Origin of the sequence: Dyadobacter sp. CY312 (assembly GCF_021390535.1) — a bacterium.
Classification (GTDB): Bacteria; Bacteroidota; Bacteroidia; order Cytophagales; family Spirosomataceae; genus Dyadobacter.
On record NZ_JAJUXG010000005.1, the window covers coordinates 137,329 to 160,729 of the forward strand.

The 23,401-nt window shown below is 42.4% G+C and carries 19 protein-coding genes and 1 tRNA gene; 12 read left to right on the top strand and 8 right to left on the bottom strand.

From position 1 onward, the window contains the following. Positions 1 to 5 precede the first annotated feature (5 nt). The 3 genes from LZG71_RS08265 to LZG71_RS08275 form a co-directional block, all read right to left on the bottom strand. On the bottom strand, positions 6 to 3,452 hold the full coding sequence (locus LZG71_RS08265) for a TonB-dependent receptor (protein WP_233818916.1): 3,447 nt from the start codon (positions 3,450 to 3,452) through the stop codon (positions 6 to 8). Positions 3,453 to 3,651: 199 nt separating this feature from the next. Then, positions 3,652 to 4,641, bottom strand: a complete 990-nt coding sequence (locus LZG71_RS08270; RefSeq protein WP_233818918.1) for a FecR family protein — start codon at positions 4,639 to 4,641, stop codon at positions 3,652 to 3,654. An 80-nt stretch (positions 4,642 to 4,721) separates the two neighbouring features. Beyond that, on the bottom strand, positions 4,722 to 5,306 hold the full coding sequence (locus tag LZG71_RS08275) for an RNA polymerase sigma-70 factor (RefSeq protein WP_233818920.1): 585 nt from the start codon (positions 5,304 to 5,306) through the stop codon (positions 4,722 to 4,724). A 391-nt stretch (positions 5,307 to 5,697) separates the two neighbouring features. On the opposite strand from LZG71_RS08275, the gene LZG71_RS08280 reads away from it, so the two are divergent. The 3 genes from LZG71_RS08280 to LZG71_RS08290 all read left to right on the top strand — a co-directional run bounded on the left by LZG71_RS08280 (position 5,698) and on the right by LZG71_RS08290 (position 11,005). Then, on the top strand, positions 5,698 to 7,362 hold the full coding sequence (locus LZG71_RS08280) for a glycosyltransferase family 39 protein (RefSeq protein WP_233818922.1): 1,665 nt from the start codon (positions 5,698 to 5,700) through the stop codon (positions 7,360 to 7,362). Between the two features lie 334 nt (positions 7,363 to 7,696). Further along, positions 7,697 to 9,160 (top strand): hypothetical protein, encoded by a 1,464-nt coding sequence (locus LZG71_RS08285; protein WP_233818924.1) that lies wholly within the window; start codon positions 7,697 to 7,699, stop codon positions 9,158 to 9,160. 63 nt (positions 9,161 to 9,223) lie between these two features. Next, positions 9,224 to 11,005 carry a cytochrome-c peroxidase gene (locus LZG71_RS08290; RefSeq protein WP_233818926.1) on the top strand — a complete coding sequence of 594 codons (1,782 nt, stop codon included), beginning with the start codon at positions 9,224 to 9,226 and terminating at the stop codon, positions 11,003 to 11,005. A 19-nt stretch (positions 11,006 to 11,024) separates the two neighbouring features. On the opposite strand, the gene LZG71_RS08295 is transcribed toward LZG71_RS08290, so the two are convergent. Next, a complete protein-coding gene (locus tag LZG71_RS08295) occupies positions 11,025 to 11,321 on the bottom strand; it encodes a hypothetical protein (RefSeq protein WP_233818928.1) in 297 nt (98 codons plus the stop codon). A gap of 318 nt (positions 11,322 to 11,639) precedes the next feature. On the opposite strand from LZG71_RS08295, the gene LZG71_RS08300 reads away from it, so the two are divergent. Then, positions 11,640 to 12,719: an alkaline phosphatase gene (locus tag LZG71_RS08300; RefSeq protein WP_233818930.1), complete on the top strand. Its 1,080-nt coding sequence runs from the start codon at positions 11,640 to 11,642 to the stop codon at positions 12,717 to 12,719. Positions 12,720 to 12,842: 123 nt separating this feature from the next. Here LZG71_RS08300 and LZG71_RS08305 read toward each other — a convergent pair whose 3' ends face one another. Next, the gene (locus tag LZG71_RS08305) at positions 12,843 to 13,424 is read right to left on the bottom strand and encodes a porin family protein (protein ID WP_233818932.1); all 582 of its coding nucleotides are present in this window, start codon (positions 13,422 to 13,424) and stop codon (positions 12,843 to 12,845) included. 483 nt (positions 13,425 to 13,907) lie between these two features. On the opposite strand from LZG71_RS08305, the gene LZG71_RS08310 reads away from it, so the two are divergent. The 4 genes from LZG71_RS08310 to LZG71_RS08325 all read left to right on the top strand — a co-directional run bounded on the left by LZG71_RS08310 (position 13,908) and on the right by LZG71_RS08325 (position 16,250). After that, positions 13,908 to 13,984 (top strand) — tRNA-Asp (locus LZG71_RS08310). A 248-nt stretch (positions 13,985 to 14,232) separates the two neighbouring features. Next, positions 14,233 to 14,379, top strand: coding sequence for an Arm DNA-binding domain-containing protein (locus LZG71_RS08315; protein WP_233818934.1), 147 nt, complete (start codon positions 14,233 to 14,235; stop codon positions 14,377 to 14,379). Positions 14,380 to 14,599: 220 nt separating this feature from the next. Further along, on the top strand, positions 14,600 to 15,175 hold the full coding sequence (locus LZG71_RS08320) for a Crp/Fnr family transcriptional regulator (RefSeq protein ID WP_233818936.1): 576 nt from the start codon (positions 14,600 to 14,602) through the stop codon (positions 15,173 to 15,175). Between the two features lie 64 nt (positions 15,176 to 15,239). Continuing rightward, on the top strand, positions 15,240 to 16,250 hold the full coding sequence (locus tag LZG71_RS08325; RefSeq protein ID WP_233818938.1) for an NAD-dependent epimerase/dehydratase family protein: 1,011 nt from the start codon (positions 15,240 to 15,242) through the stop codon (positions 16,248 to 16,250). 274 nt (positions 16,251 to 16,524) lie between these two features. Here the strand turns inward: LZG71_RS08325 and LZG71_RS08330 are convergent, their stop codons facing one another. From LZG71_RS08330 to LZG71_RS08340, 3 genes are all read right to left on the bottom strand, one after another. Beyond that, entirely contained in the window at positions 16,525 to 17,427 is a 903-nt protein-coding gene (locus LZG71_RS08330) for a DMT family transporter (RefSeq protein ID WP_233818940.1), read from the bottom strand. Positions 17,428 to 17,441: 14 nt separating this feature from the next. Continuing rightward, positions 17,442 to 18,506 carry a GNAT family N-acetyltransferase gene (locus LZG71_RS08335; RefSeq protein ID WP_233818941.1) on the bottom strand — a complete coding sequence of 355 codons (1,065 nt, stop codon included), beginning with the start codon at positions 18,504 to 18,506 and terminating at the stop codon, positions 17,442 to 17,444. Positions 18,507 to 18,743: 237 nt separating this feature from the next. Continuing rightward, positions 18,744 to 19,202, bottom strand: coding sequence for a GNAT family N-acetyltransferase (locus LZG71_RS08340; RefSeq protein WP_233818943.1), 459 nt, complete (start codon positions 19,200 to 19,202; stop codon positions 18,744 to 18,746). A 125-nt stretch (positions 19,203 to 19,327) separates the two neighbouring features. Here LZG71_RS08340 and LZG71_RS08345 point away from each other — a divergent pair, with 125 nt between their 5' ends. The 4 genes from LZG71_RS08345 to LZG71_RS08360 all read left to right on the top strand — a co-directional run bounded on the left by LZG71_RS08345 (position 19,328) and on the right by LZG71_RS08360 (position 23,218). Then, entirely contained in the window at positions 19,328 to 20,182 is an 855-nt protein-coding gene (locus tag LZG71_RS08345; protein ID WP_233818945.1) for a LysR family transcriptional regulator, read from the top strand. Between the two features lie 234 nt (positions 20,183 to 20,416). Next, a complete protein-coding gene (locus tag LZG71_RS08350; RefSeq protein ID WP_233818947.1) occupies positions 20,417 to 20,959 on the top strand; it encodes a hypothetical protein in 543 nt (180 codons plus the stop codon). A gap of 193 nt (positions 20,960 to 21,152) precedes the next feature. After that, on the top strand, positions 21,153 to 22,790 hold the full coding sequence (locus LZG71_RS08355; RefSeq protein WP_233818949.1) for an ABC-F family ATP-binding cassette domain-containing protein: 1,638 nt from the start codon (positions 21,153 to 21,155) through the stop codon (positions 22,788 to 22,790). A gap of 176 nt (positions 22,791 to 22,966) precedes the next feature. After that, on the top strand, positions 22,967 to 23,218 hold the full coding sequence (locus tag LZG71_RS08360; RefSeq protein ID WP_233818952.1) for a hypothetical protein: 252 nt from the start codon (positions 22,967 to 22,969) through the stop codon (positions 23,216 to 23,218). Positions 23,219 to 23,401 lie beyond the last annotated feature (183 nt).

Sequence of the window (23,401 nt, forward strand, 5' to 3'; positions counted from 1 at the left end):
ATCGATTATTTAAAATTAACGCTTACGCCAAATACGAATGTTTTAACCTGCGGATAATAGCCGCCGCTAGTGACCGGTGATTCCGGATCGTAGCCGTAGAAAAAGTTTGTTTTGGTGAATAGGTTATCTGCCGAAGCATAAATACGCATGTTGTTGATCCGAGCTTTTTTTGTTAATTTTTCAGGAAGCGTGTAGCCGATCTGAATGTTTTTCAGGCGTAGGTAAGCGGCATTTTCCAACCAGAAAGTCGACAAACGCTGATTGTAACTTTGCTGATAGGTGAGCCTCGGATAACTTGCATCGGTGTTCTCAGGAGTCCAGCGGTCGCGGTGAACTTCCTGGGGAAGCGATCCTTCGTTGATAAGCGCATGCCGTGCCGCACCCTGAATGTAGCCGTCGGCTTTTCCCACTCCCTGTAAGAAGAAACTGAAATCAACTGCTTTCCAGCCCAGCTCGCCACGGAAACCGTAATTGAAGCGGGGAATGGCACTTCCGATTACCTTCCGGTCGTCGTCAAGCGTTATTTTTCCGTCACTGTTCAGGTCTTTGTAAATAATATCCCCGGGAGCAACCGGATCGCCTGCATAAGCCGGGAATTTCGGCGTGTATTTGTTCGCTCCGGCGTCAAAATTAAAGTCTGCCTCTTGTGCAATCCTGTCAGCCACAAGTCCGTAAAAAGCATCAATGGGCTGGTCTACAATACGAATCCTGTCTCCATAAGTAGGTGGCATACCTCCGAGGCTGGTTACTTTATTTTTTACATCGGATATGTTAAAGTTGGCACCGTAGCGGAAATCATTCAGCTGCTCTCGCCAGGTGATCAGGAATTCCCAGCCTTTGTTTTCTACTTTTCCTGCATTTTGGGGAGGGTAGGTAGTACCAACTCCCAATACATCGGGTAACGGTACGTTAAGCAGAATGTTATTTGTTTTTTGAATGTAGTAGTCGAAAGTGATACCCATGCGGCCTTTCATGAGCGCAAGATCCAGCCCTGCATTTTGTTTAATCACCGATTCCCATGTCAGGAACGGGTTGGGAATACCTGTTTGCCGGTAGCCTATCGTGAGCGCATTGCCAATAGGAAAAGTGTTATTCACCGGCCCAAGTGTGGGCAGGTAGGCGAAGTCAAGAATATCATCGGAACCAGCCAGACGTACTTTATCATTTCCCTGGCTACCGTATGACAGACGGACTTTTCCGGACTCGATCACATTACGTAACCTGTCGAAGAATCTTTCTTCAGAAAAAACCCAGCCTACCGAAGCGGAGGTGAACCAATCCCAGCGAAGCTCCGGCGCAAAGCGGGAAGATCCGTCGTAACGGAAGTTGAACTCTGCAAGATATTTTTCTTTAAACCCGTAATTGAATCTTCCGAAAAATGATCTGAGAGCATTTTGTGAAGCACTCCCCTCGTTTAATTGATTTTCGGTACCCAGGTTAATGGATTCTACATCCTGAGAGGCGAGGTTGGTACGGGTTGCAATGAAGCTGTTTGAAATGGTTTCTTCCTGAGAAACAGCAAGCATTCCTTTGACATTGTGTTTTCCTGCAAACATTTTGTCGTATTCCAAAAAGCCCAGCATGGTTTGGTACATGGTGGTGTAATCTCTTACATCAATTTTGTTTTGCGGGTTGGTCTGGTAGATCAGTGAACCGTCTGCGGGGCTGAAATAGTTGATGGTTTTGCTGAATATGGACCGGTAAGAATTGGATCTGATCAGGCCATATTGTCCTCTCAGGTTGAGTCCGTCAACTATTTTTAATGTAGCGCTCAGGTTTCCTGTAAATTCCTGTGAGTTGAAACGGTTCGTTCCGCCGTCTGTTGTCACAGCCACCGGATTTCGCTGCCCGCCTATGTATCCCCATCCGCCTGTTGTGAATCTTACAGGTACCAATGGTAATATCTGATGTGCCGCATATAAGGGGCCTGCCGATGCGTCTATTCCTTCTGCGGAGCCTGAATAACCCCTGTCGATATATCCCAGATTGGCGTCCAGCTGCAATCTGTCCAGTAATGTAGTGTTCAAACGTAACCTTACATTATGTCTCTGGGCTTTGTAATTGTCACCTGTGATCATCCCGCCTTCTTTCAGGTACCCGTAGGATACGTAGTAATTCAGGTTTTTTGCTCCGCCATTAATACTCAGGTTATGATTTTGCTGAGGAGCGCTCTTTTTATAGATTTCATCAATCCAGTTGGTATTCGCAAAGTAATTTGGATCTGATCCGTTTCTTGCTATTTCAATGTCTGCATCGGTATAGGTCGGGTTTCTTCCTACGTTCACCTGTGACTCATTGAGCATTTGCATGTATTCAGGTGAGCCTACAAACTTTGGCAAAGCGGTTGGTGTTTGCATTCCCATGTAGCCATTGTAGGAAATGGTAGGCTGTTCATTTTCCTTTCCTTTTTTAGTGGTTACAACAATCACGCCGTTTGCACCTCTCACGCCATAAATAGAAGAGGAAGCTGCATCTTTTAAAACCGAGATGCTTTCAATATCAGCCGGATTCAAAATGTTAAGATCGCCACCCGGAATGCCATCCACGACAACAAGCGGGTTTGCGTCACCGAGCGTACCCACGCCGCGAATTCTTATGGAACTTCCGTTCTGGCCGGGCAATGCGGTTGAATTGACTACCGTTACACCAGCCATAAGCCCTTGTAAGCCAGTACTGATGTTTCTGACCGGACGACTTTGCAAATCTTTGGCTTCAATAGCGCTTACGGCTCCTGTAACATTTATTTTCTTTTGCGTCCCATATCCCACCACCACAAGCTCTTCAAGACCGGCAACGTCTTCCAAAAGCTGTATGGACAGCGATGACTCACCACGATAGGTAATTTCTTTTTTCAAAAAGCCTATAAAGGAAACAACAAGTATTTCACCGCTATTCACATGAAGAGAAAAAGCACCGTTCTGATCTGAAACCGTACCACGGTCTGTGCCTTTGACAACCACAGAAGCACCCGGCAACGGCTGGTTGGCCTTGTCCACAATTTTACCGGATAGCTGTTGAATTTCAGCCTGGATTGGCTCGGGTGTTACCGGTGCCGGTTTTGGGACAATGGTTACCGGCTTCACGGCAGGTGCTGGTTTTAACACAATGGTAGAGCCCACAGCACTGTAAGTAAGCGAATACGGTAAAAGCAGCTTGTCGAGTACTTTGCTCAGACGTTCGTTTTTTACGTTCACATGGGCTTTTTTTACGGATTCATTCTCACTTGCCAGTACGAAGCGTATTTGGGAAACCTTTGAAATTTCATCCAAAACCTCAGGGAGAGTCACTCTACCCGTTCTGAGTGTGATGGGTTTGTCCAGTACCTGGCTGTATGTGTTGTCTGCAAGTACGAAGGTGCAGCAACAGCCGATCAGGATGGATAATATAGCGCTGTATTTCATTATTGTTCGTATCCAATGAAACAGTGGTCTCTTGTAAAGAGATTTTTCCATAATTTTGAAAAGTTAAATGTGACGGAATTGTATCATGCCCTTGGTTTCGAAGGCTCAGGCAGGTACGATTAGCAACTTTTGACATCATTTCCCTTTGCGGCATAGCCGTCGGAGGGAAATTTTTTTGCTTGGATCTAGGTCATAGAGTTTTGAGATTTTGCAGTGATTTAAAATATGGGTTTAGGATAGTCATTCAAAGTTATTTGCAGCCCTTTCCGGTTATCCGGAATTTACCGGGGGCACGTTCTTTCACAGCACCTTCCAAAGACGCGGCCAGCTGGTCGAGCACAAATCTTGCAGAATCACCAGGCAACACATCCGTGTATATGAGGCATTTCAGCAGATGTTTGTCCGCCTCAATTTCAATACTATATCTTCTTTCCAGATCATTTAATACCTCGGCAAGATTGCTTTTTCGATAAGCCAGCCTTCCTGTTGTCCACGACATCATGCTGAGGCTGTCTATATTTTCTTTCACAGACATGGTCCCGGATTGGTGGTCGGCAGTAACCTGCTGTTGAGGCAGCAGGGTTATCGTTTCCTGCTCATCGCGCTGTTTCACAGCAACTTTTCCGCTTACAACTGCCACCTGGCTCTGTGCATCGTTTGGATACGCTTTGATCACAAAACGTGTTCCAAGCACGCGTGTATTCAGCTGTCCGGATTGTATTACAAACGGCATTTCTGTATTTCTGACCACATCAAAATAGGCCTCGCCAGACAATGTAACAGCCCTGGTGCTGTCATTGAATTTTTCCGGGAAGGTTAAACTGCTTCCTGAGTTGAGCCACACCATGGTTCCGTCGGGAAGTTCTTTTTTTATCAGTTTCCCAATCTGCGCCTGAACAACGATTGTTTGCACGGGGAAAAATTGGTCTGCGAGCTGAGCCCGGTAGGTATAGACTATAAAAAGACAACCTAACAGAAAGCTTGCAGCAAGAGCAAGACGCCAGGTAAATGCGTTTTTTCTAATCGGAAGTACGCTGGTTTCGGTCTGTTGAATGTCAGCCACGATCCTGTTGAACAAGCGTTCTTTCACAACCTGTTGATCGTCCATCAGTTTGTCGTCCCAGGCCGTGAATTTATTTTCCAGGGTTTTACATACTTTTAGAAAACGTAATTCTTCTTCCGGGCTCAACGTACCAGCCAGGTATTTGTCGGAAAGTTCTAAATATTCTGATTTTTTCATAGTTCTACCTGTATGTGTCAAAACACATATCGAACACCTAAGTCAGCCTGAAATTTATTTGATAAATTTTTACAATCTGTTCATTTCCAGATTGAAGGGAGCGTAATAGCAGCCCAAAAGAGAAAGTCGCCCATGCCGGTTCGCAGGCGGCCGAGTGCATTGCTAAGATGGTTTTCAACCGTTTTCGTAGAAATGTGCATTTGCTCAGCAATCTCCGCGATGGAGAGATGCTTTTTTCTGCTCAGGAGAAAAACTTCGCGGCATTTGTCCGGGAGACGCGCAATGTGGTTATCAAGAACCGCGTCCAGGTCTTCTGAAACAAGCATGTCCTCCACTTCGTTTCTGTCCGCACTGAGCTCAATGTCATCCGGAAGTGCAAGTTTTACTTTCCCTGCTTTAATTGCCTTAAAGACCTGATAGCGAACGGCAGTGTGGAGGTAAGATGGTAGTGAATCTATGCTCGCTGAGTCTTTTTTTAACCAAAGCTGAACCAGCACATCCTGCACAATGTCCTCACATGCCTGTTTATCACGCAGGATTCCATATGCCGAAAGATAAAGTTTGGACCAATAGGTATTGTATATATGTTCAAAAGCTCCCCAGTTGCCGCTTTGAAGCAGGCCAACGGTTCCTTTATCCATATATTTTATACCTTCTTGATTCATAGCTGTTTGATGAAAACAATAATATAAGCTTAACGTGTTATGTTTAAATCTAAACTTCCGGTTTCCGATCTGAACCGCAAAGCAAGCTTAAAAAGTGTAATATCTTCAAACTCTCAGGTTAAGTTATTTTTAAATCTGATAGAAAGCAATTTTCTAATATCGAATAATTTTATCTGGAATGTCGAAAAATTAACGCCAATAATTGCTGCGATGGTGAACGGGTACATTTTTTACCAATAGAAAAACTAACTCTTTTTTTGACAACTGCTCATCAAAACCCTCTTTCAATGCGTACCGGCCAGTATTATCATTTTGTTACCTCTGCTCTGGCGTAGAACTTTTAACGCAGGCCGGGTTGTAATAACTTTTATAAGATCGAAAACTGGTTTAGATGAATAATACGGAAACTTTACTCAAACGTTATTTTCCCTGGCTGCTCTCAATTGGCATTTTATTAAATATTCCTGCCTTGTGGTTACCCATTATCGAACCCGACGGAGCGCTGTATGCTACAATAGCCAAAAGGATTGTCTTGTACGACGACTGGCTCAACCTATTTGCCAACGGCGGAGAGTGGCTTGATAAGCCCCATTTTCCATTTTGGGTGGCTGCTCTGAGTTATAAGGTGCTGGGAATTAATGCATTTGCATACAAGCTACCCGCTTTTATCTTTTGGTTAATTAGCCTTCTTTATACTTATCTCATCGCCCGAGACCTTTTCAATGCCTCCGTGGCGCGTATATCTGTACTCATTTACGCCATCGCTTTACACAGTACGTTGGCAAACTTTGATGTGCGGGCGGAACCATATCTAAGTGCTTGTGTAATAGCTTCAATTTGGCATATGCTCCTTGTTTACAGGGGTAAAAATAACTGGCACCTGGTTGCTGCGGCCATTTTTACTGCTTGTGCCATTATGACCAAAGGTATATTTGTGTTGGTGACAATTGGCGGAGGCTGGGTAATATTCTGGACAGTAACACGCCAATGGTCACAATTTTTCAATTACAAATGGTGGGTGTTCCTCGCTCTGTCGTTTATTTTTATCCTGCCTGAACTTTACGCGCTTTACGTACAGTTTGACTTGCATCCGGAAAAAGTTGTTTTCGGAGAAACCAATGTTTCAGGACTTAAATTTTTCTTTTGGGATAGCCAGTTCGGGCGTTTTTTTAACACCGGGCCGATTAAAGGCAAAGGCGATATTACTTTTTTTGTTCACACCTCCCTTTGGGCGTTTTTACCCTGGTCAGTGGGGTTGGTGGGAGGAGTTGCGTATCTGGTTCGCTTCGATAAAGACCGGGATCCTGCACGATGGATTGTGTATGGGAGTGCATTAATCACATTTGTAATGTTCTCATTGTCAAGATTTCAGCTTCCGCATTACATTGTCATGATATTTCCCTGTTTTGCTATTGTCACAGGTTACTTTTTTTACCAACTGGCACAGAGCGGGAAACTGGAAAAATTGGCAATCACACAAACGGTTATTTTTTACCTGTTGGGTGCTGCGGTACTGGGTCTTTTTTACCTGACTCATATGCCTGATGCTCTTATTGGTGCGTCTTTGGTGGCGGTTCTGATGTTAACCGTACGTTTCATTCGATCGGAAAATCCGTTGCAAACGGTGCTTTTTAAAGGTTACGCAACTGCCGGAATTCTGTATATTTTTCTATTCTTCTTTTTCTATCCTTTTCTGCTGCAGTATCAGTCGGGATCGGAAACGGCCAGGCTGATTCCGGATAACAAGCAAAACCTGCCGGTTGGGTCCTATCAGTCCTTTTCAACCGCATTCGAGTTTTATGCACCTGGTGAGGTGAATTTGATTTACGACCGGGAAACGCTCACTAATTTTATGGAAGACGGGCCCTGTTTTGTCTATACTTCGGCAGTGGTGGGAGATAGCCTGATCCGCTCCGGACTTGATGCGGAAATTGTAGGAACAACAAAAAATTTCCACGTGACGAAGTTAAAGGCAGGGTTCCTGAACCACCAAAAAAGAGACGCTTTGCTCGACACAAGATATCTGTTGTATGTAAGTGATACCGGGCTGGATTAAGCGGTTTAATACTCAATGAACTTAAAATTTTTGTACCTCAAAAGGAAGAATTGCACAGGCGATCTATGCTTTTGTTCCCTTTTGTTGCTTTTGCGATGAAAATAAAGAGGAATGAAACCAATTTCTGAGAACCTTTCTTGGTAACTGTTTGCCATAAATTCTTTTACCACAATAGAAACGAAAGACAGCAACAGGTTTAAATCTCTTTTGTGGTTAAAATAAAGGTAGATCTTCGCATTGTTTACTCAGAATAATTTTATTCATAAATGCTTAATGTTTAGGTAAAATCACTGTGAAGTCATTGGTCTAGCTTTGTTGAAAATATAAATTCACCATGACAAAGACGACCTTTACCAACAAAACTGCAATTGCTGCCTTGATCTGCGGTTGCATGACTTTTTCGGGCTGTACACTCAAAGACCACGATCAGCCTGTTGATCCTGCTCAGCTTGTAAACAGGTCTGTTAATCCGGCGTTAATCAAATCAATGCCTGGTTTTGAGAGCCTGAAAATCACTACTTTGATCAGCTCGGATGACGAATTACAAGACTCGCCCGGTTTCGTATACGGAGCTCAGCCTGACGGTGGTGCTTTCGTGAAAAATCCAAATGGTGAAGGATTTATTATGGTAAACAACCATGAGATTCTTTTCTCTGTTTCGCGTGTGTTTCTGGATAAAAACCTCAAACCTGTAAAGGGAGAATACATCGTTGATGCCGAGGGAGGGCAGTGGAGATTGTGCTCTGCAACATTGGCAACGCCTCAGGAGCACGGTTTTGGTCCTGTGTTCTTAACCGCGGGTGAAACCAATTCTGAGTCAATGACTCACGCGATTGATATTTTTGCTCCTGCTGATAAGAAAAACAAAACCAGAACGGTAAGTGCTTTTGGTAAGTGGAATGCTGAAAATGCAGTTCCGCTTCCAAAAGATGCTTTTCCTGGCAAAACAGTTATTCTGATCGGAGAGGACGATACCAATGGACAGTTGGTTGCCTATGTGAGTGACGTAGTGGGTGATCTGGTAAATGGTAAATTGTATGCTTTACGCCGTACCAGCCAGCAGACAGTTGAAACGGATATGACTCAGGGACAGAGTTATGATGTGGAATTTATTCCATTCGACGATGTGAAGACAAGCACGGGAACGCAGCTTCAGACGCAAACGGTTGACAAGAAAATGATCCAGTTTGCACGTGTTGAGGATATCGATTACCGCAAAGGCGGAAATGGTGGTGGACGTGACGTTTATTTTACAGCTACCGGCGTTAGCCAGGCAGATAAGGTAACTCCTGTTGCCGGTAAAAACATGTGGGGACGCGTTTACAATCTGAAATTTGACGACAAAGATCCTTTGAAAGGAAAGCTGCAAATCATCATGGATGGTGCGGATCGCCCGGGAAATTTCATTGTAAATCCTGACAACATTTGCGTTACTCAAAATTACGTATATGTACAGGAGGATGGCGATTCGTTCTACCGCGACAACGACCACGACGGAACGATCTGGCAGTACAATCTGGCTACAAAAGAAAGCAAAGCGATGTTGCAAATGAACCACCGTCGTACAGATGCTGCTTTCAATGCTAAATACAATTCAGTGAACAACAACTCTCTGAGCACCTGGGAATACGGAGCGATGATCGATATTTCGGACGTGACTGGCATACCGGAAACGTTCATGATCAACATTCACCCGCATACATGGCAGGATCCGAAGTACAAAGGTGCTGATGGAAGCGGCATTTCGACCAATCAGGAAGGCGGGCAAACCGTGATCGTGAGAGGGATCAAACAATAAAATCTCCTGTTACTTTAATTTGTGGAAGGTCTTTTAACGAGGACCTTCCCTGTTTTTTTTATCATGAATAAATTTTTGGGGATAGTTGCGGTGTTGCTGCTTTTGATGAGCACTTTGTGCTGCAAACCCGATCAAAGCCCGACAGATGAGGTGTATGCAAGATTCAATGCAGACCTGGATACTCTGATTGCAGAGAATGAGATCTTTTTGGCGGCGGTTCGGGCGAAGGAAAGCTTGCCTGAGCTGCAAAAAAGATTTCTTAAAATGAGGCTTTTATACAAAAAAACCGAAGCGTTTGCAGAGTATTTTAGCCCGACTACTGTGAAGCAGGTGAATGGGGCGCCGTTGGATGAGATTGAAGATGAGGAGAATGCAGTGTTTGAACCAGGTGGTTTTCAGGTTATAGAAGAATTGATCTATACCGATGAACCGGTCGATCAGGAAGAATTGGTGCGTCACGTGAGAAAAACGCAGGTCAATATCAAACGGATACAGTCTTTATGGAAAGATATCCAAATTACGGATTCGCACGTTTTTGACGCACTTCGTCTTGAACTCTTCCGGTTGATCACACTGGGTATATCTGGTTTTGATACGCCGGGTTCGGGTAACGCGTTGGCTGAATCAAGGACAGTTTTAAACTCCTTCCATTCCTATATTAACGCTTATAGGGAGGTCATTCCAGATTTTTCGAAATTGGACGAACAGGTGCAGTTAGCGGATGAATTTATCGCTGAAACCAAAAGTTTCAATGATTTTGACCGTGCCGTATTCATCACCAAACACATCAATCCGCTTAGTCAGGCTTTGCATAACGCCCAGAAGAAGGCTAGCATACCGTTTATCGATGATCAGAGGTTGCTACGTGGTGATGCCGCCACACTATTTGAGAAAAACGCTTTTGACCAGGAGGCACTTGTCAGTAATCCTGATTTTCGCTCAACACCAGATCGGATTGCCCTTGGGCAAAAATTGTTTTACGAAGGACGGATCTCGGGAAACGGAAAGACCAACTGTGGCAGCTGTCATCAACCAGCGCTGGCTTATACCGACGGCTTGAAAACAAGCAGGGGTTTTGAGCGAGGCAATGTCAAAAGAAATGCTCCAACAATTACTTATGCCGGTTTGCAGCAGGCCATGTTTTATGACCTCCGATCCCCTTCACTGGAAGATCAGGCTGCTGATGTGATCCACAACAAAGAAGAAATGCACGGGTCTGTTGAGCGCGTTGCGGAATGGATCAGATCAGATGCTGAATATAGCAGGTTATTTAAAAAAGCTTATCCTGATTCCGATTCTATTCAGCCTGTATACTTGCAAAATGCAATAGCTGCTTTTGTGCGTTCGCTAAGTCCGTTCAGTAGTCCGTTTGACCGTTACATGCGTGGAGATGCAAAGGCGCTTACGGACAATCAGGTTGCGGGATTCAACTTATTTATGGGTAAAGCCCGCTGTGGTACCTGTCATTTTATGCCGCTTTTCAACGGAACCATCCCGCCCGACTATCAAAGAACGGAGTCAGAGGTGTTGGGAGTGACAACCAGGGCAGACTGGAAAAGACCAGTTTTAGATCCTGATCAGGGAAGAGGAACTCACAACCGTTTCCCTCAGTGGAGGCATTCGTTTAAAACCAGTACGGTTCGTAATATTTCTAAAACTGCGCCGTATATGCATAATGGTGCTTTCGGTACTTTACAGGAAGTAATGGAGTTTTATAATGAAGGAGGAGGTGCCGGATTGGGACTTGCAGTTGACAATCAGACTTTGTCAGCAGGCAAACTGAATTTGTCTCAAAAGGAAATTCAGCTTGTAGTCGACTTTATGGAAAGCCTTGCCGATCAATAATTTTTGAGCAAATACAGCGTCAGTTCATCGACGCCTGTATTTGCTCAAATTCTTTTAAAGCATTCCTGATTTGCTTGTCAGATAGTCCGCTGTATTGTATTTCAATCAGTTTGGATTCCTCAGCACTCAACTTTTTTAGCTTCCAGTATTGTGGGTGCGTCTTGCCTATTGGCGGGCGGAAATCTTCTTCCTTTGGTTCTTTGATTAATACTTCAAGATCGATTTTATCATATGGCTTTTCTTTTGGCAGTGTAGGTTTTGTGATTACCTTCACCGCTCTTCCAGTAGACAGGACATAGGTTTTTTCAAGTTTCATTTCAATGGCGTTTATCTTTTACTGCTGTAAAGTTATTCAACGAAATTTAACTCACACTGGTATTAACAATATCATAATAATGCAATTTACGTTTTAAGCCGTCAATTTTTAGGCAACGTGATTGTAATTTGCAAGTTGATAACGTAGTCTTTACATGACAACGAATAAGTTAACGTTAGGGTAAAACCGTCGAATGTAGTTTTGCAAAATAAATTATATTCAAAAAAGCAGCATAGTATAACATTATGGGGCATTTGGAGGTGACCTCTCAAATATGCCTCCTCTAAGCGTTTTGCTAGTTGCTACACCTTAAACGAAATGAAAAAGCTTGTTTTAACAGTTGCGTTGGTAGTCACAGGGCTTGTATCTCACGCACAAACGAATGTTGGTACGCCTGTAAAACGTCCAAAAAATGTTATTCTGATGATAGGGGACGGAATGGGTGTCTCCCAGATTTATGCCGGGATGGTAGCCAATAAAAATACCCTCAATCTTGAACGTTCTCAATTTATAGGATTTCATAAAAATCAATCGGCGGACAGTTTTATTACTGATTCCGCAGCAGGAGCAACAGCTTTCTCTATTGGTAAAAAAGCTAAAAACGGGGGAATAGGAGTGGATGCTCAGGAACGGCCACAAACCACTATTCTGGAAAGTGCCGAAGCAAACGGATTGGCAACAGGATTGGTTGCAACCTGTTCAGTAACGCACGCCACGCCGGCGTCGTTTATTGCGCACCAGCCCAAGCGCAGTATGATGGAAGAAATTGCGGCAGATTTTCTAAAAACCGATATCGATGTATTTATTGGAGGTGGCCGTTCCTATTTCAATCAGAGAAAAGACGGGGTGAATTTGCTGGATAATCTGAAAACGAATGGATATCAGGTTGCCAACTCGATGGATGAGATTGAAAAGGTTAGCAAAGGCAAACTGGCGGGTTTTCTTGCGGACAAAGAACAGCCAAGGTTTTCAATGGGACGTGGCGAGGAGCTGTCCCGCTCATCTAAAAAGGCTCTGGATTTGTTGAAACAAAATGAAAAAGGATTCTTCCTGATGGTTGAAGGCTCACAGATTGACTGGGGTGGCCATGCAAACGACACGGATTACATCGTGGAAGAGATGAAGGATTTTGATAAAGTGATTGGAGAGGTATTCGACTTTGCTGCCAAGGATGGCAATACACTCGTCATCATCACAGCCGACCATGAAACAGGTGGATTTTCGATCAATGGTGGCAATACTGAAACAGGTGAGGTAAAGGGAGCGTATACAACCAAAGGTCACACCGGTGTGATGATCCCCGTTTTGGCTTTTGGTCCTGGTGCAGAAGCGTTTTCAGGCTTTTACGAAAACACTGCTATTTATGACAAAATGATGGAAGCATTGCAGTTAAAGTAAAGCAACTGGCCGCATCCACTGAATTTACTTTTATGTTGGCAAGTTAGATTAATACACTAAAAACAAAGAGGGGCTGTGATGGAATAATTCCGACCACAACCCCTCTTTGATAATAACTCAATTTTATCTTTTGCTCACTGCTGGTATAGCCCAGAAGATACTCGCCTGAATTACACTGTTTTTGAAGTCAGGATCAATGTTGTTCCCTGAGAAGTTACCAACTTTCGACAAGCCAGCAATATATCTCACACCAATACCCAAACCGATGTTGGACTGGTAACCGATACCGCCACCTAATGAAAGGTCAAGATTATTTGCGAAGTTATCAATTGTTTGATTTGGAATGTCTGTTGAAGTTCTGAAACCAACCTGAGGACCTGCTTCCACATAAAATCCACCAGTAGTTTTAAGCCTGAACATAACCGGAATAGTTACATAGCTTACTTTAAAATCATCCTTGGAACCTTGTCTGTCTACTTTTGCTCCTTGGGTAGAGAATAAAACCTCCGGTTGAATTGCGAAATGATTTCCAATTCCGAAATTCAGCAAACCTCCCACATGATACCCAACTTTGGCATCCGACTCGATATTGCCGCCTGTGTAATTGCTAAGGTTTAAGCCTGCTTTTGGTCCAAAACTGAAAGACTGAGCCATTGAAAATGTACTAATGGCTGCAAGCATGAGAGTAATCGCTAATTTTTTCATTTTAATAGATTGTTTAAGGTAATAAATCCGGTCTGTGGCGCATCAAGTTATTTATACCTCTGTCTGCCGTGTCCGTTGTCTGTTTTATTCTAATATCGTACCAAGCAGTAATTTTCCCTGGAAAACACAAATTGGCGATAAAAATAGACCAAATGAGGAATTTGGTCTATACAATGAAGTAGACGCAGGTCTTACGGAAAGGTAACATAGTGCGGTTATTCTGGATACTTATGATGCGGTGCTTGGAAAGGTGCGGTATGCGTTGAAATTGATTGAAATTAGCAATTAGGTGGCATTGTTTCAAAAAATGGTCAGTAATCATGGGTTTATTTGAAAATATGCGGAAATGGATCGTTACGGATATAATTGAGAATCAGCAGTTACGAAAAAAAGCATAAATTTTTAGAATGTTTTTGAAGGACAATAAGAAAAAATACTCTAAGTTTGCACCACGTTAAACGATAACGATCGGAAACGAAGTCTGGTTTGGTAGTTCAGTTGGTTAGAATACATGCCTGTCACGCATGGGGTCGCGGGTTCGAGTCCCGTCCAGACCGCCAGATACAATATCAAAATACATAAAAAGCCTGTAAATCACATATTTACAGGCTTTTTATTTGTCTGAAATACACCAAATTATTCAAATATTCGCAAATAAAAGGTGAGCATTTGGTGAGCAGAAAGGGAGTCTAAAAAGTGCTCACCAGAATTCGCGTATTGATCTGTTTTACAGCTTGTTTACGAGATAAACATCTTGATTTTTAGATAGCTGCAATCGTATTTTTATTCACTTAAAAAACGTGTTGTTATGTTAGCTAAAAATTTCACACTGCTTTTCTATCTCAAAAAGCGCAGCAACTATGTCTCAGGTAACCTTCCTGTATACATGCGGATTTCAATCAATGGTACCAGAAGCGAAATGTCGATGGGTCGCGATTGCGATCCTGAAAAATAGAATACTATGTCTGGTAGAAAAACCGGCACGAAATCCGACACCAAGGAACCTGTGATTGAAAATAAATCCAACAATGGGCTTTATGAAGTTTCGTAGTACAATAAGAGTGGGCATTGGGAAAAATGATACCGTTCAATACTGCCTTATCCTATAACAATGCCAGCGTTAGCATGCAGAAATGGGAAAAAGAGAATAATTTAAAGTAGTTTTAAATCCAATTATGCACAATCAACTTATTCAACTTATAACGCAAGGCGTTGAACTTTCTGACATGGAAAGGGATTTGTGCGTACTCTATTTTGAACCGGTTTTATATCCGAAAAACAGACTGATTGAAGAAGAAGGAAAAATACCCGGATACTTGTATTTTGTTGTGTCAGGTTTTGTTCGCCTGTTTCATTATAATGATAAGGGCGATGAAGTGACTACACATATCAATTGTCCTCCTGGTTTCATTACTTCTTATACTCATTTTGCCAGCCAGGGCAAATCTGATGAAAACCTGGAATGCATTACTGAATGTGAGCTTTTACGCATTACAAAGATGGATCTTGATCAGCTTATCCAACAAAGCCCCGCATTCAAAGATTTCAGTTTTTTGGTATTTCAGCAATCTTTATCCTACAATGAAAAACGCGCCAAAGAACTGGCGACACTTAGTGCAGAACAGCGTTATTTAAAACTGATGGATGAGCACCCCGAAGTACTGCATAATGTTCCGATGCAGTATATTGCCTCTTTCTTAGGGATGAACCCTAAAAGTTTGAGCCGTATCCGCAAACAGATCATTAGGTAACAATTGTGAAGTGATTTTGAAGATACAAGGCTGAACTTTGTCTTATCATTTAAAAACAATTGATATGACAAATAAGAATTTAGTATTGGTCTCTGGTGCAAACGGGCATTTGGGAAATAACCTTGTGCGACTACTCATAAAGAAAGGATTTCAGGTTAGGGCCACGGTTCGCAATTTCAAAAATAAAGACTGTTTCAAAGATTTGGACTGTGAAGTAGTTCAGGCTGATATTACGGACAAGGCTTCATTCGTAAAAGCCTTGCAAGGAGTTGAAACGTTTTATGCAGTAGGTGCTGCTTTCAAATTGTGGGCAAAAGATCCAAAAAAGGAAATCTACGATGTTAATATGGATGGAACCCGCAATACGATAGAAGCTGCCGTAGAAGCCGGTGTAAAAAGAATTGTTTATGTGAGTTCTATTGCAGCCTTAGACTACACCAATCTGCCCACCAAAGAAAGCAACGGTTATAATTCCGACCGCAGGGATATGTATTACAATTCTAAAAATGATGGTGAAAAGCTCGCCTTTCAACGGGCAAAAGAATTGGGAATAGAACTGGTATCCGTTATGCCCGGAGCAATGATAGGCAGTGAAGCCTTTCTTCCTTTGAATGTATCTTATGGCGTGCTGCAACTGATTTTAAACAAACAGATCCCGATGGATACGAAGATTACATTGAACTGGGTAGATGTCAAGGATGTAGCAGAAGGCTGTTACCTTGCAGCACAGAAAGGACGTCCGGGCGAACGTTATATCCTCGCCAACGAAAAATGTATGACCATTACGGATACTACCAAACTTGCTCAAAAACTTTACCCCGAACTGAAACTCAAAGTACCTGGTTCTGTTCCTAAATTCGTATTGTACGCAATCGCAGGCTTTATGGAATTTTCAGCAAAGTTGAGCGGAAAACCTCCTGTAATTACAACAAAAGATATTGCTATGTTCTCCGGATTGCAACAGGATTTTGATATTTCCAAGTCAAGAAATGAATTGGGTTTTAATCCGAAAAAACCGGAACAAGCTGTGAAAGAAGCATTAGCTTACCTGATGGAAAACAAGCATTTGCTTTAAATGATTTTAGGTTCTTGAATGTGCCCTAATTAGTTATAACAGAACGAGTACCTTATTTCTGACCTCTTTGGCATTTTCTTTTTTCTTCATTTTATTGGAAAGCCCTTTCGCAAACGTCCCCGCGGAAGACGTTTGCGGGACACGCTGCTTCACCAGCGCTTCTGTGGCACCTGGTAGCTATTTTACCATTTTGTGGTTTTTTGGCGATCCAACACCTGGGTGGATGTAATCTGATGACATCAATCTGATGTAGATTTAACTTGCTTATCGATAATTAGGTGCCAGCGTAATTTTTGTTGCGCTGCTTTGATCTGAATAGATTTCTTCCGACGTTGAGTTCTGAGATCAGTGTAGCAGCAAAGATAAGTATGCCGCCGAAAAACAATCGCCAGGACAGCATTTCTCCCAATAGGTAAAAAGCAGCAATAGCACCAAAGATCGGTTCAAACAAATAGATGATCGATACTCTTTCTGCGCTCAGGTATCGCTGAGAAAGATTGGATACAGTATACATGTATGCAGTAGAGAACACAGCACAAAAAACAACTCCTATCCAAAAGTTGGTATTTTGAGGCATCCAGTCGGCCTGACTGTCACCCAGCGCCAGGCAACCTATGAGTACGGTACAAGCCGCGAACATGGGCACAACGGTAGCGATGATATTCCCGGACTTTGAATACAGCTCCACCCTGATGAGGTAGACAGCGAAACCTACGGCGCCCGTCAGGGTATACAAATCTCCTATATGGACCGAGAAGCTGGAAGTGACGCATATTACGGATAGCCCCGCCAGTGCAACCATTGCAGCCAGCCATACCCTGACCGGGGCGACAGTCCTGTGAAAAAAAGTTTTAATTACAGGTATGATTACTACACTCATCCCTGCGACAAAGGCGGCCTGTGAAGCCGAAGTGCGCATGATCCCCTGTGTTTGTAGATATATACCGAATAAAAGTGGGACCGATAGCACAACTCCATTCCTTACTGACTTCCAGTTGGTCTTTTTGAACTGCCCGGCAAAAATAAGAGAAAGAATTACGGTCGCAGTCAGGAAGCGATAAAATAAAAAGGTGGATGCAGAGAAATGACCTACTGCCAGTTTGGTTACGGAAAATGATATGCCCCAAAACGCGGTGCCGAAAATCAGCAACAATATGTATAGATTCTTTTTCTCCATTTTCGATTTTATTGTCAAACTCCAAAAGCTAATTGTTCCCATTCCGCTTTATTGATCTCGTATACAAAATTGAGCTTAGGTGCCTCTCCAAAGTAAGTCACCTCCTGCTCGCCGACCTTTATCGCACCCAAACGGTTGATTGCTATTTGTGAACGAATGTTTTCCGCCCCGATATGGAAAGACACAGAGTCGACAAACTGAAAGGCATGGTTCAGCATCAAGGTTTTGGCCATCTGATTGATGCCTTTGCCCCAGTATGCTGTTGCCAAAAAAGTATAACCTATAAAAATGCTATTTCTTTCGCTGTTGTAATCGTAAAAACGAGAACTGCCGATCGCCATTCCGGTCGCTTTATCAACGATACGAAATGCACCTCCGCTTTGCATGGCTCCCTTAAAAAATGTCAGGAATACCTCCTTTTTCCAGCGGTCTTTGTTAGGATGCTGCGACCAGATTTCCGGATCTGCGGCCACTGTATATAACGTCTGAAAATCTTCATCCTTTAAAGGATAAATTTCAATGCGGTCATTTTCCAGAATTGGTTGTAAATTAATATATCTGTGAACATACTTCTTCATCATGATATCGGTCTGTTCATCGTCGCCAAGCTTAAAGATGTGCTTGTCAAACGCTACAAAACCGTTCTTCTCATAAAAGCGTATTGCCCTGGGGTTTTCCTCCCAGACACCCAACCACACGTAAGTTGATTGTAATTCCTGCGATACCTGCATTGCCTTATCATAAAGCAACTGGCCAACTTTTTTACCATGATAGCCGGATAGCACATAGATTCGCTCAATTTCGAGTGCATTATCTGATTCAGCTTCTGTTTGCGCGTTTCCGGTATTCAACTTCAAATAACCGATTACCTGACCATCGAGCAGCGCGAAGTAAAACTGTGAAGCTATATTACTCACTTCTCTTGTCAGTTTATTGATATCAAACTGTTCCCGTAGGTATTTTGCCATATTTTCGGCACTGTTGCTATCTGCAAAGGTCTCGGCGAAAGTTTGCCTGCCTATTTGCCGAAGGGATTCTATATCGCCAAGGGTCACCTTCCTGATTACTATATTTTCCATGGTTTGCTTATTGTAAATTTAATTTGATATTTTAATAGGGCATATGGCTTAGATTCCGATAATGAAAGCAAAGCACGTGTTTAAAAGCAGTAGTCTAAAAAATATAACCGGCCCTTTCAAACACCAGTATTCCACTACCTTCCCTACGGAGCCGACACCTTTCCAAAGTGCACAAGGCTGTTCCCGATGGGCAGCGTCTTGGTCGTTTTAATTGACAGCCCCATGCACACGCATTGCTTATAACGGCAGTGTAAATCTTACCTTATCCTTGCCGATACCACCTATACGCTTGTAAAACTTGATCGCTCTTTCATTGAAGTCAGGGGTTTGCCACTGCATGTTGACACAGTTACGGGTTCGTCCAACTTCTTTAACCGTTTCCATTAATACCTGCCCGATACCATAGCTCCGGAAATCATCTTCCAGGTACAGACAATCCAGGTAAACAAACCATGCTGCATCCCAGGTGGAATAGTCAAAAGTATAGGTCGCATAGCCAATCACTTGTCCGTTCACTTCTGATACGATACAATGGAGTGGTACCTGTTCACCAAATAATGCGGCTTTTAATCTTTCTTGCTTATCGGTTTTGGTATAATCCGACTTTTCAAATGTTGCGTGCTTCTCAATTAGTTGCATCAGTTTATCCAGATCTGTCGGTATACAAGCCCTTATCAGGTATTCGATTTGTTTCATTATTATTCAATTTCGAGAATAAACATTTGTGACCGGCACAATATGCCTTCACATATACAAAGTTACCGCATTGATTAATTCAGTAAAATGCTATATTGTCATATACTAATGCTTAAATTGCATCAATGGACATTCAACAAATTAAATACTTCCTGGCATTGGCGCAGGAGCTGCACTTTTGGAAGACTGCCGGAAAGATGAATATTACGCAATCTGCTTTAAGCCGTCATATTCAGTCATTGGAGCGCGAGTTAGATGTTCCGTTATTTGATCGCGATAAACGAAACGTGAAGCTGACACCGGCCGGAATGTTTTTGAAAGACAAGTGGGAAAATGAAATCAATAAGCTTGATTTTCTTCATCAAACAGCAAGGGAAATTCAGTTGGGTAAAAGTGGCACTGTAAAAATCGCCTATCCTGATTCTATCTCAGCATCCATTTTGCCTGATATAGTTCAGACTATTATTGGTGCTTTTCCCAGGCTTAAAATTGAACTTGTACAGCTCTACGAAAACCAGCAGCAGTACCTTTTGAACTACAAAGTTGATCTTGTACTCACCAGAGATATTACTTCTAATAAGGAAGTAAGCACCAAAAAAATACAAACTGAACAACTGTCAATCGTTGTTCCTGAAAAACATGCTTACAAGCAATTCAGTGATTTGTCGGCAGCTACCCTTAGGCTACAAAAGTTTATCCTTATACCTGACGGCAACGATAGCAGCTATAATCAACTTATTGAGCAGGTTTTTGCTTCCTACAATATCGTTCCAGACATTTATCTGCATTGTGAATTCGGTTCGACCATTCTTGCCCTGGTAAAAAGAGGGTTAGGAATTTCAATACTTCCCAATTCTTACCAAAAGCATGAAGTACCGGGTATCAGGTTTATTCAGCTACCTTTTGAGACGGATCTGTTTTTAAACTGGCGAACAGAAGATGCTAACCCGGTAATCATAAATGTTTTAAAGCTGATTTGAATTGACAATTCCATTCCTTGCTTACTCCCGACAGAATTCCTCAGTTTAGGGACTTTTTTGATTATTAAATTAAGCATCTAGCCAATAACCCTTTTATAGAGGTGGGGCGTTAAGCAGTCATATAAAAGCAATGGAAATTCAAAGAGCTCATCCAACTTGGAAACATACTACGCCATACTTTAAATCACAACATGTTTATGACGACTGGATTCGGGAACGTAAAAAAAATGGGCTATGATAAAATATAAATTTTGTATTCTAATAATATGCGCTTTTTGGGGGTGCCAGAAAAAAAACATAGGTGAAGTTACATTTAAGAACTGTTCAGGCAAAGTAGTCATGGATTATGAGCGAGAGGTTGATTTCAATGATGGTCCACAAGGGTTTTTAAATATTGAAATATTTAATGATACAGATAAAGACACCGTATTCACCCCAATTTATGATACTAGTTCGAGGGCACCCGACGAAAATTCGAGCTTTGAACTAGTAGTTGATTTGGATAGCCTACACTTAAGTGGTCGACGTTTCACTATTGGAAAACAAGGTTATGGAAATAATTATGAACTGATACTTTATTTTAAAGAAATTGAGGAAGATAGTAGACCGGATTACATTACTGACTCTACCTATTACAAAAACAAACTGATCAGATGTTTGGAAAAGGGAGAGGTGATTTTTACGGATTATAGAAGTAAAAAAATTGCTCATATACCCAAGGCTCCTGGCTTTAAAATTGTAACTGACTGGCAGCCATATCCAGTTAATTCACGTTAATAACTTTAAAAGTCCAATTGCAGCAGCTAAAATAGGTTAAGAAAGTGAAAATATTTACAGCTAACGCTCTATGCAAGAAGTCGCACGGGCTAGCTTCTGATCTCATCTAAAACGGTCCCAACGCTCAAAAGTTGATTTTTTTCGTTGCTTTCAGGTGTATCATTGTACCTTTGCGGCTTCAAAAAATTAGAAGATGATTACAGTTGAAAATTTGGCCGTTGAATTTAGCGGTTCTGTCCTTTTTAGCGAAGTTTCCTTCGTTATAAACCCTACCGACAAAATTGCCCTGATGGGTAAAAATGGAGCGGGTAAATCCACAATGATGAAAATTATTGCTGGTGAGCAAAAAGCGAATCGGGGGCATGTGCGTGCACCAAAGGACGCCGTAATCGCTTATTTGCCGCAACATTTACTTACCGAAGATAACTGTACCGTTTTCGAAGAAGCAGCCAAAGCATTCAAGCAGGTTTTTGAAATGCGTACCGAAATGGAAAGGCTGAATCTTGCGCTCGAAACCCGTACAGACTATGAGAGCGATGAATACATGGCGATCATCGAACAGGTTACCGAGATCGGTGAAAAATATTATCAGCTCGAAGAGGTCAATTACGACGCAGAGGTTGAGAAAGCCCTCAAAGGATTAGGATTCAGGCCGGAGGATTTTCACAGACAAACCAAGGAGTTCAGTGGCGGATGGCGTATGCGGATTGAACTTGCCAAAATATTATTGCAAAAGCCGGATCTTATTTTATTAGATGAGCCTACAAACCATATTGATATTGAATCGGTGATGTGGCTGGAAGACTTTTTGGTAAATAAGGCCAATGCAGTGATGGTAATTTCCCACGACCGTGCTTTCATCGACAACATTACCAACCGCACGATTGAGGTAACCATGGGCCGGATATTTGACTATAAAGCAAACTATTCGCATTATCTGGTACTGCGTGAGGAGCGTAGGTCGCATCAGGTAAAGGCCTATCAGGAGCAGCAGAAAATGATTGCGGACAACATGCAGTTTATTGAACGTTTCCGCGGTACCTACTCCAAAACCAATCAGGTTTCGTCCCGCGAACGCATGTTGGAAAAACTGGAAATTATTGAGATTGATGAAATTGACAATTCAGCACTGAAGCTTCGTTTTCCACCTTCGCCTAGGTCAGGTGACTATCCGGTTACGGTGAAAGACGTGTCAAAGTCATACGGGGATCATGTTGTATTCAAAAATGCAAGCATGTCTATTTCAAGAGGGGAGAAGGTATCGTTCGTAGGCCGGAATGGTGAAGGTAAGTCTACGATGATTAAGGCAATTATGGGTCAGATCGATGTGGAAGGAACCTGCCAGCTTGGACACAATGTGAAGGTTGGCTATTTTGCACAAAACCAGGCATCTCTACTGGATCCTAATCTGACTATTTTTCAAACGGTTGACGAGGTAGCGGAAGGAGATGTCAGAACCCAGATCAAAAACATTCTGGGAGCTTTTATGTTCCAGGGTGAAGATATCGACAAGAAAGTGAGTGTATTGTCGGGCGGAGAAAAAACGCGGCTTGCCATGGTCAAGTTGCTGCTGGAACCTGTAAACCTGTTAATTCTCGATGAGCCTACGAACCACCTGGATTTAAAATCGAAGGATGTTTTGAAGGAAGCACTCAGAAATTTTGACGGTACGTTGGTACTCGTTTCCCACGACCGCGATTTCTTGCAAGGCTTGTCCCAAAAAGTGTTCGAGTTTAAAGACAAACGTGTAATCGAGCATTTCGAAACTATTGACGCATTTCTGGAACGTAACCGGATCAAAAGTATAGCAGATCTGCAACTTGCGAAGTAAATAACTACCAGTATGTGATGTGACATTTCACTTGAAAAACACATATTTCCAAAAATCCTGTGAATATTACATTTGCAGGATTTTTCTTTTTTTACCACCAACTTTTCATGTGTTTCTGAAAAGCTTAGAAGAACCAACTGCCGGCTGCCTGGATTGCAGGTGATGGTGTCTGTTCTTTGTATAGGACAAGTTTTAATTTCAGAACCTTCGGTCGTAGTGATGAGTGGAAAAATAATGTATTACGGAACTCAGCGCAGCGCGTTTTCAATATAGCGGATCTGAAACCGGGGAATCACAAGTTGACTATTTATATGATCGATCCGGGTGTGATCCTGAATCATATCTTCATTGATCTTGGAGTAGACCAGCCATTCTATGGATCGCTTGCCCCAACCTATCACAGTCCCAAATCCGTCAAAAACAATTAGACATAAACGGAATGTAGCTGATGTATTAAAAAGGTTAATCATCCTTTGAAGCTTCGCACTTGTTATATCAGTTAAGCTCCAAAACTGCCATTGTTCTTTGACAGTTTTGGGGCTTTATAGTGACGTAAGATGCTGATTTATAAAAGCTAAATTACGCAGGTGTATTCTGACTTTTGGAAGGTT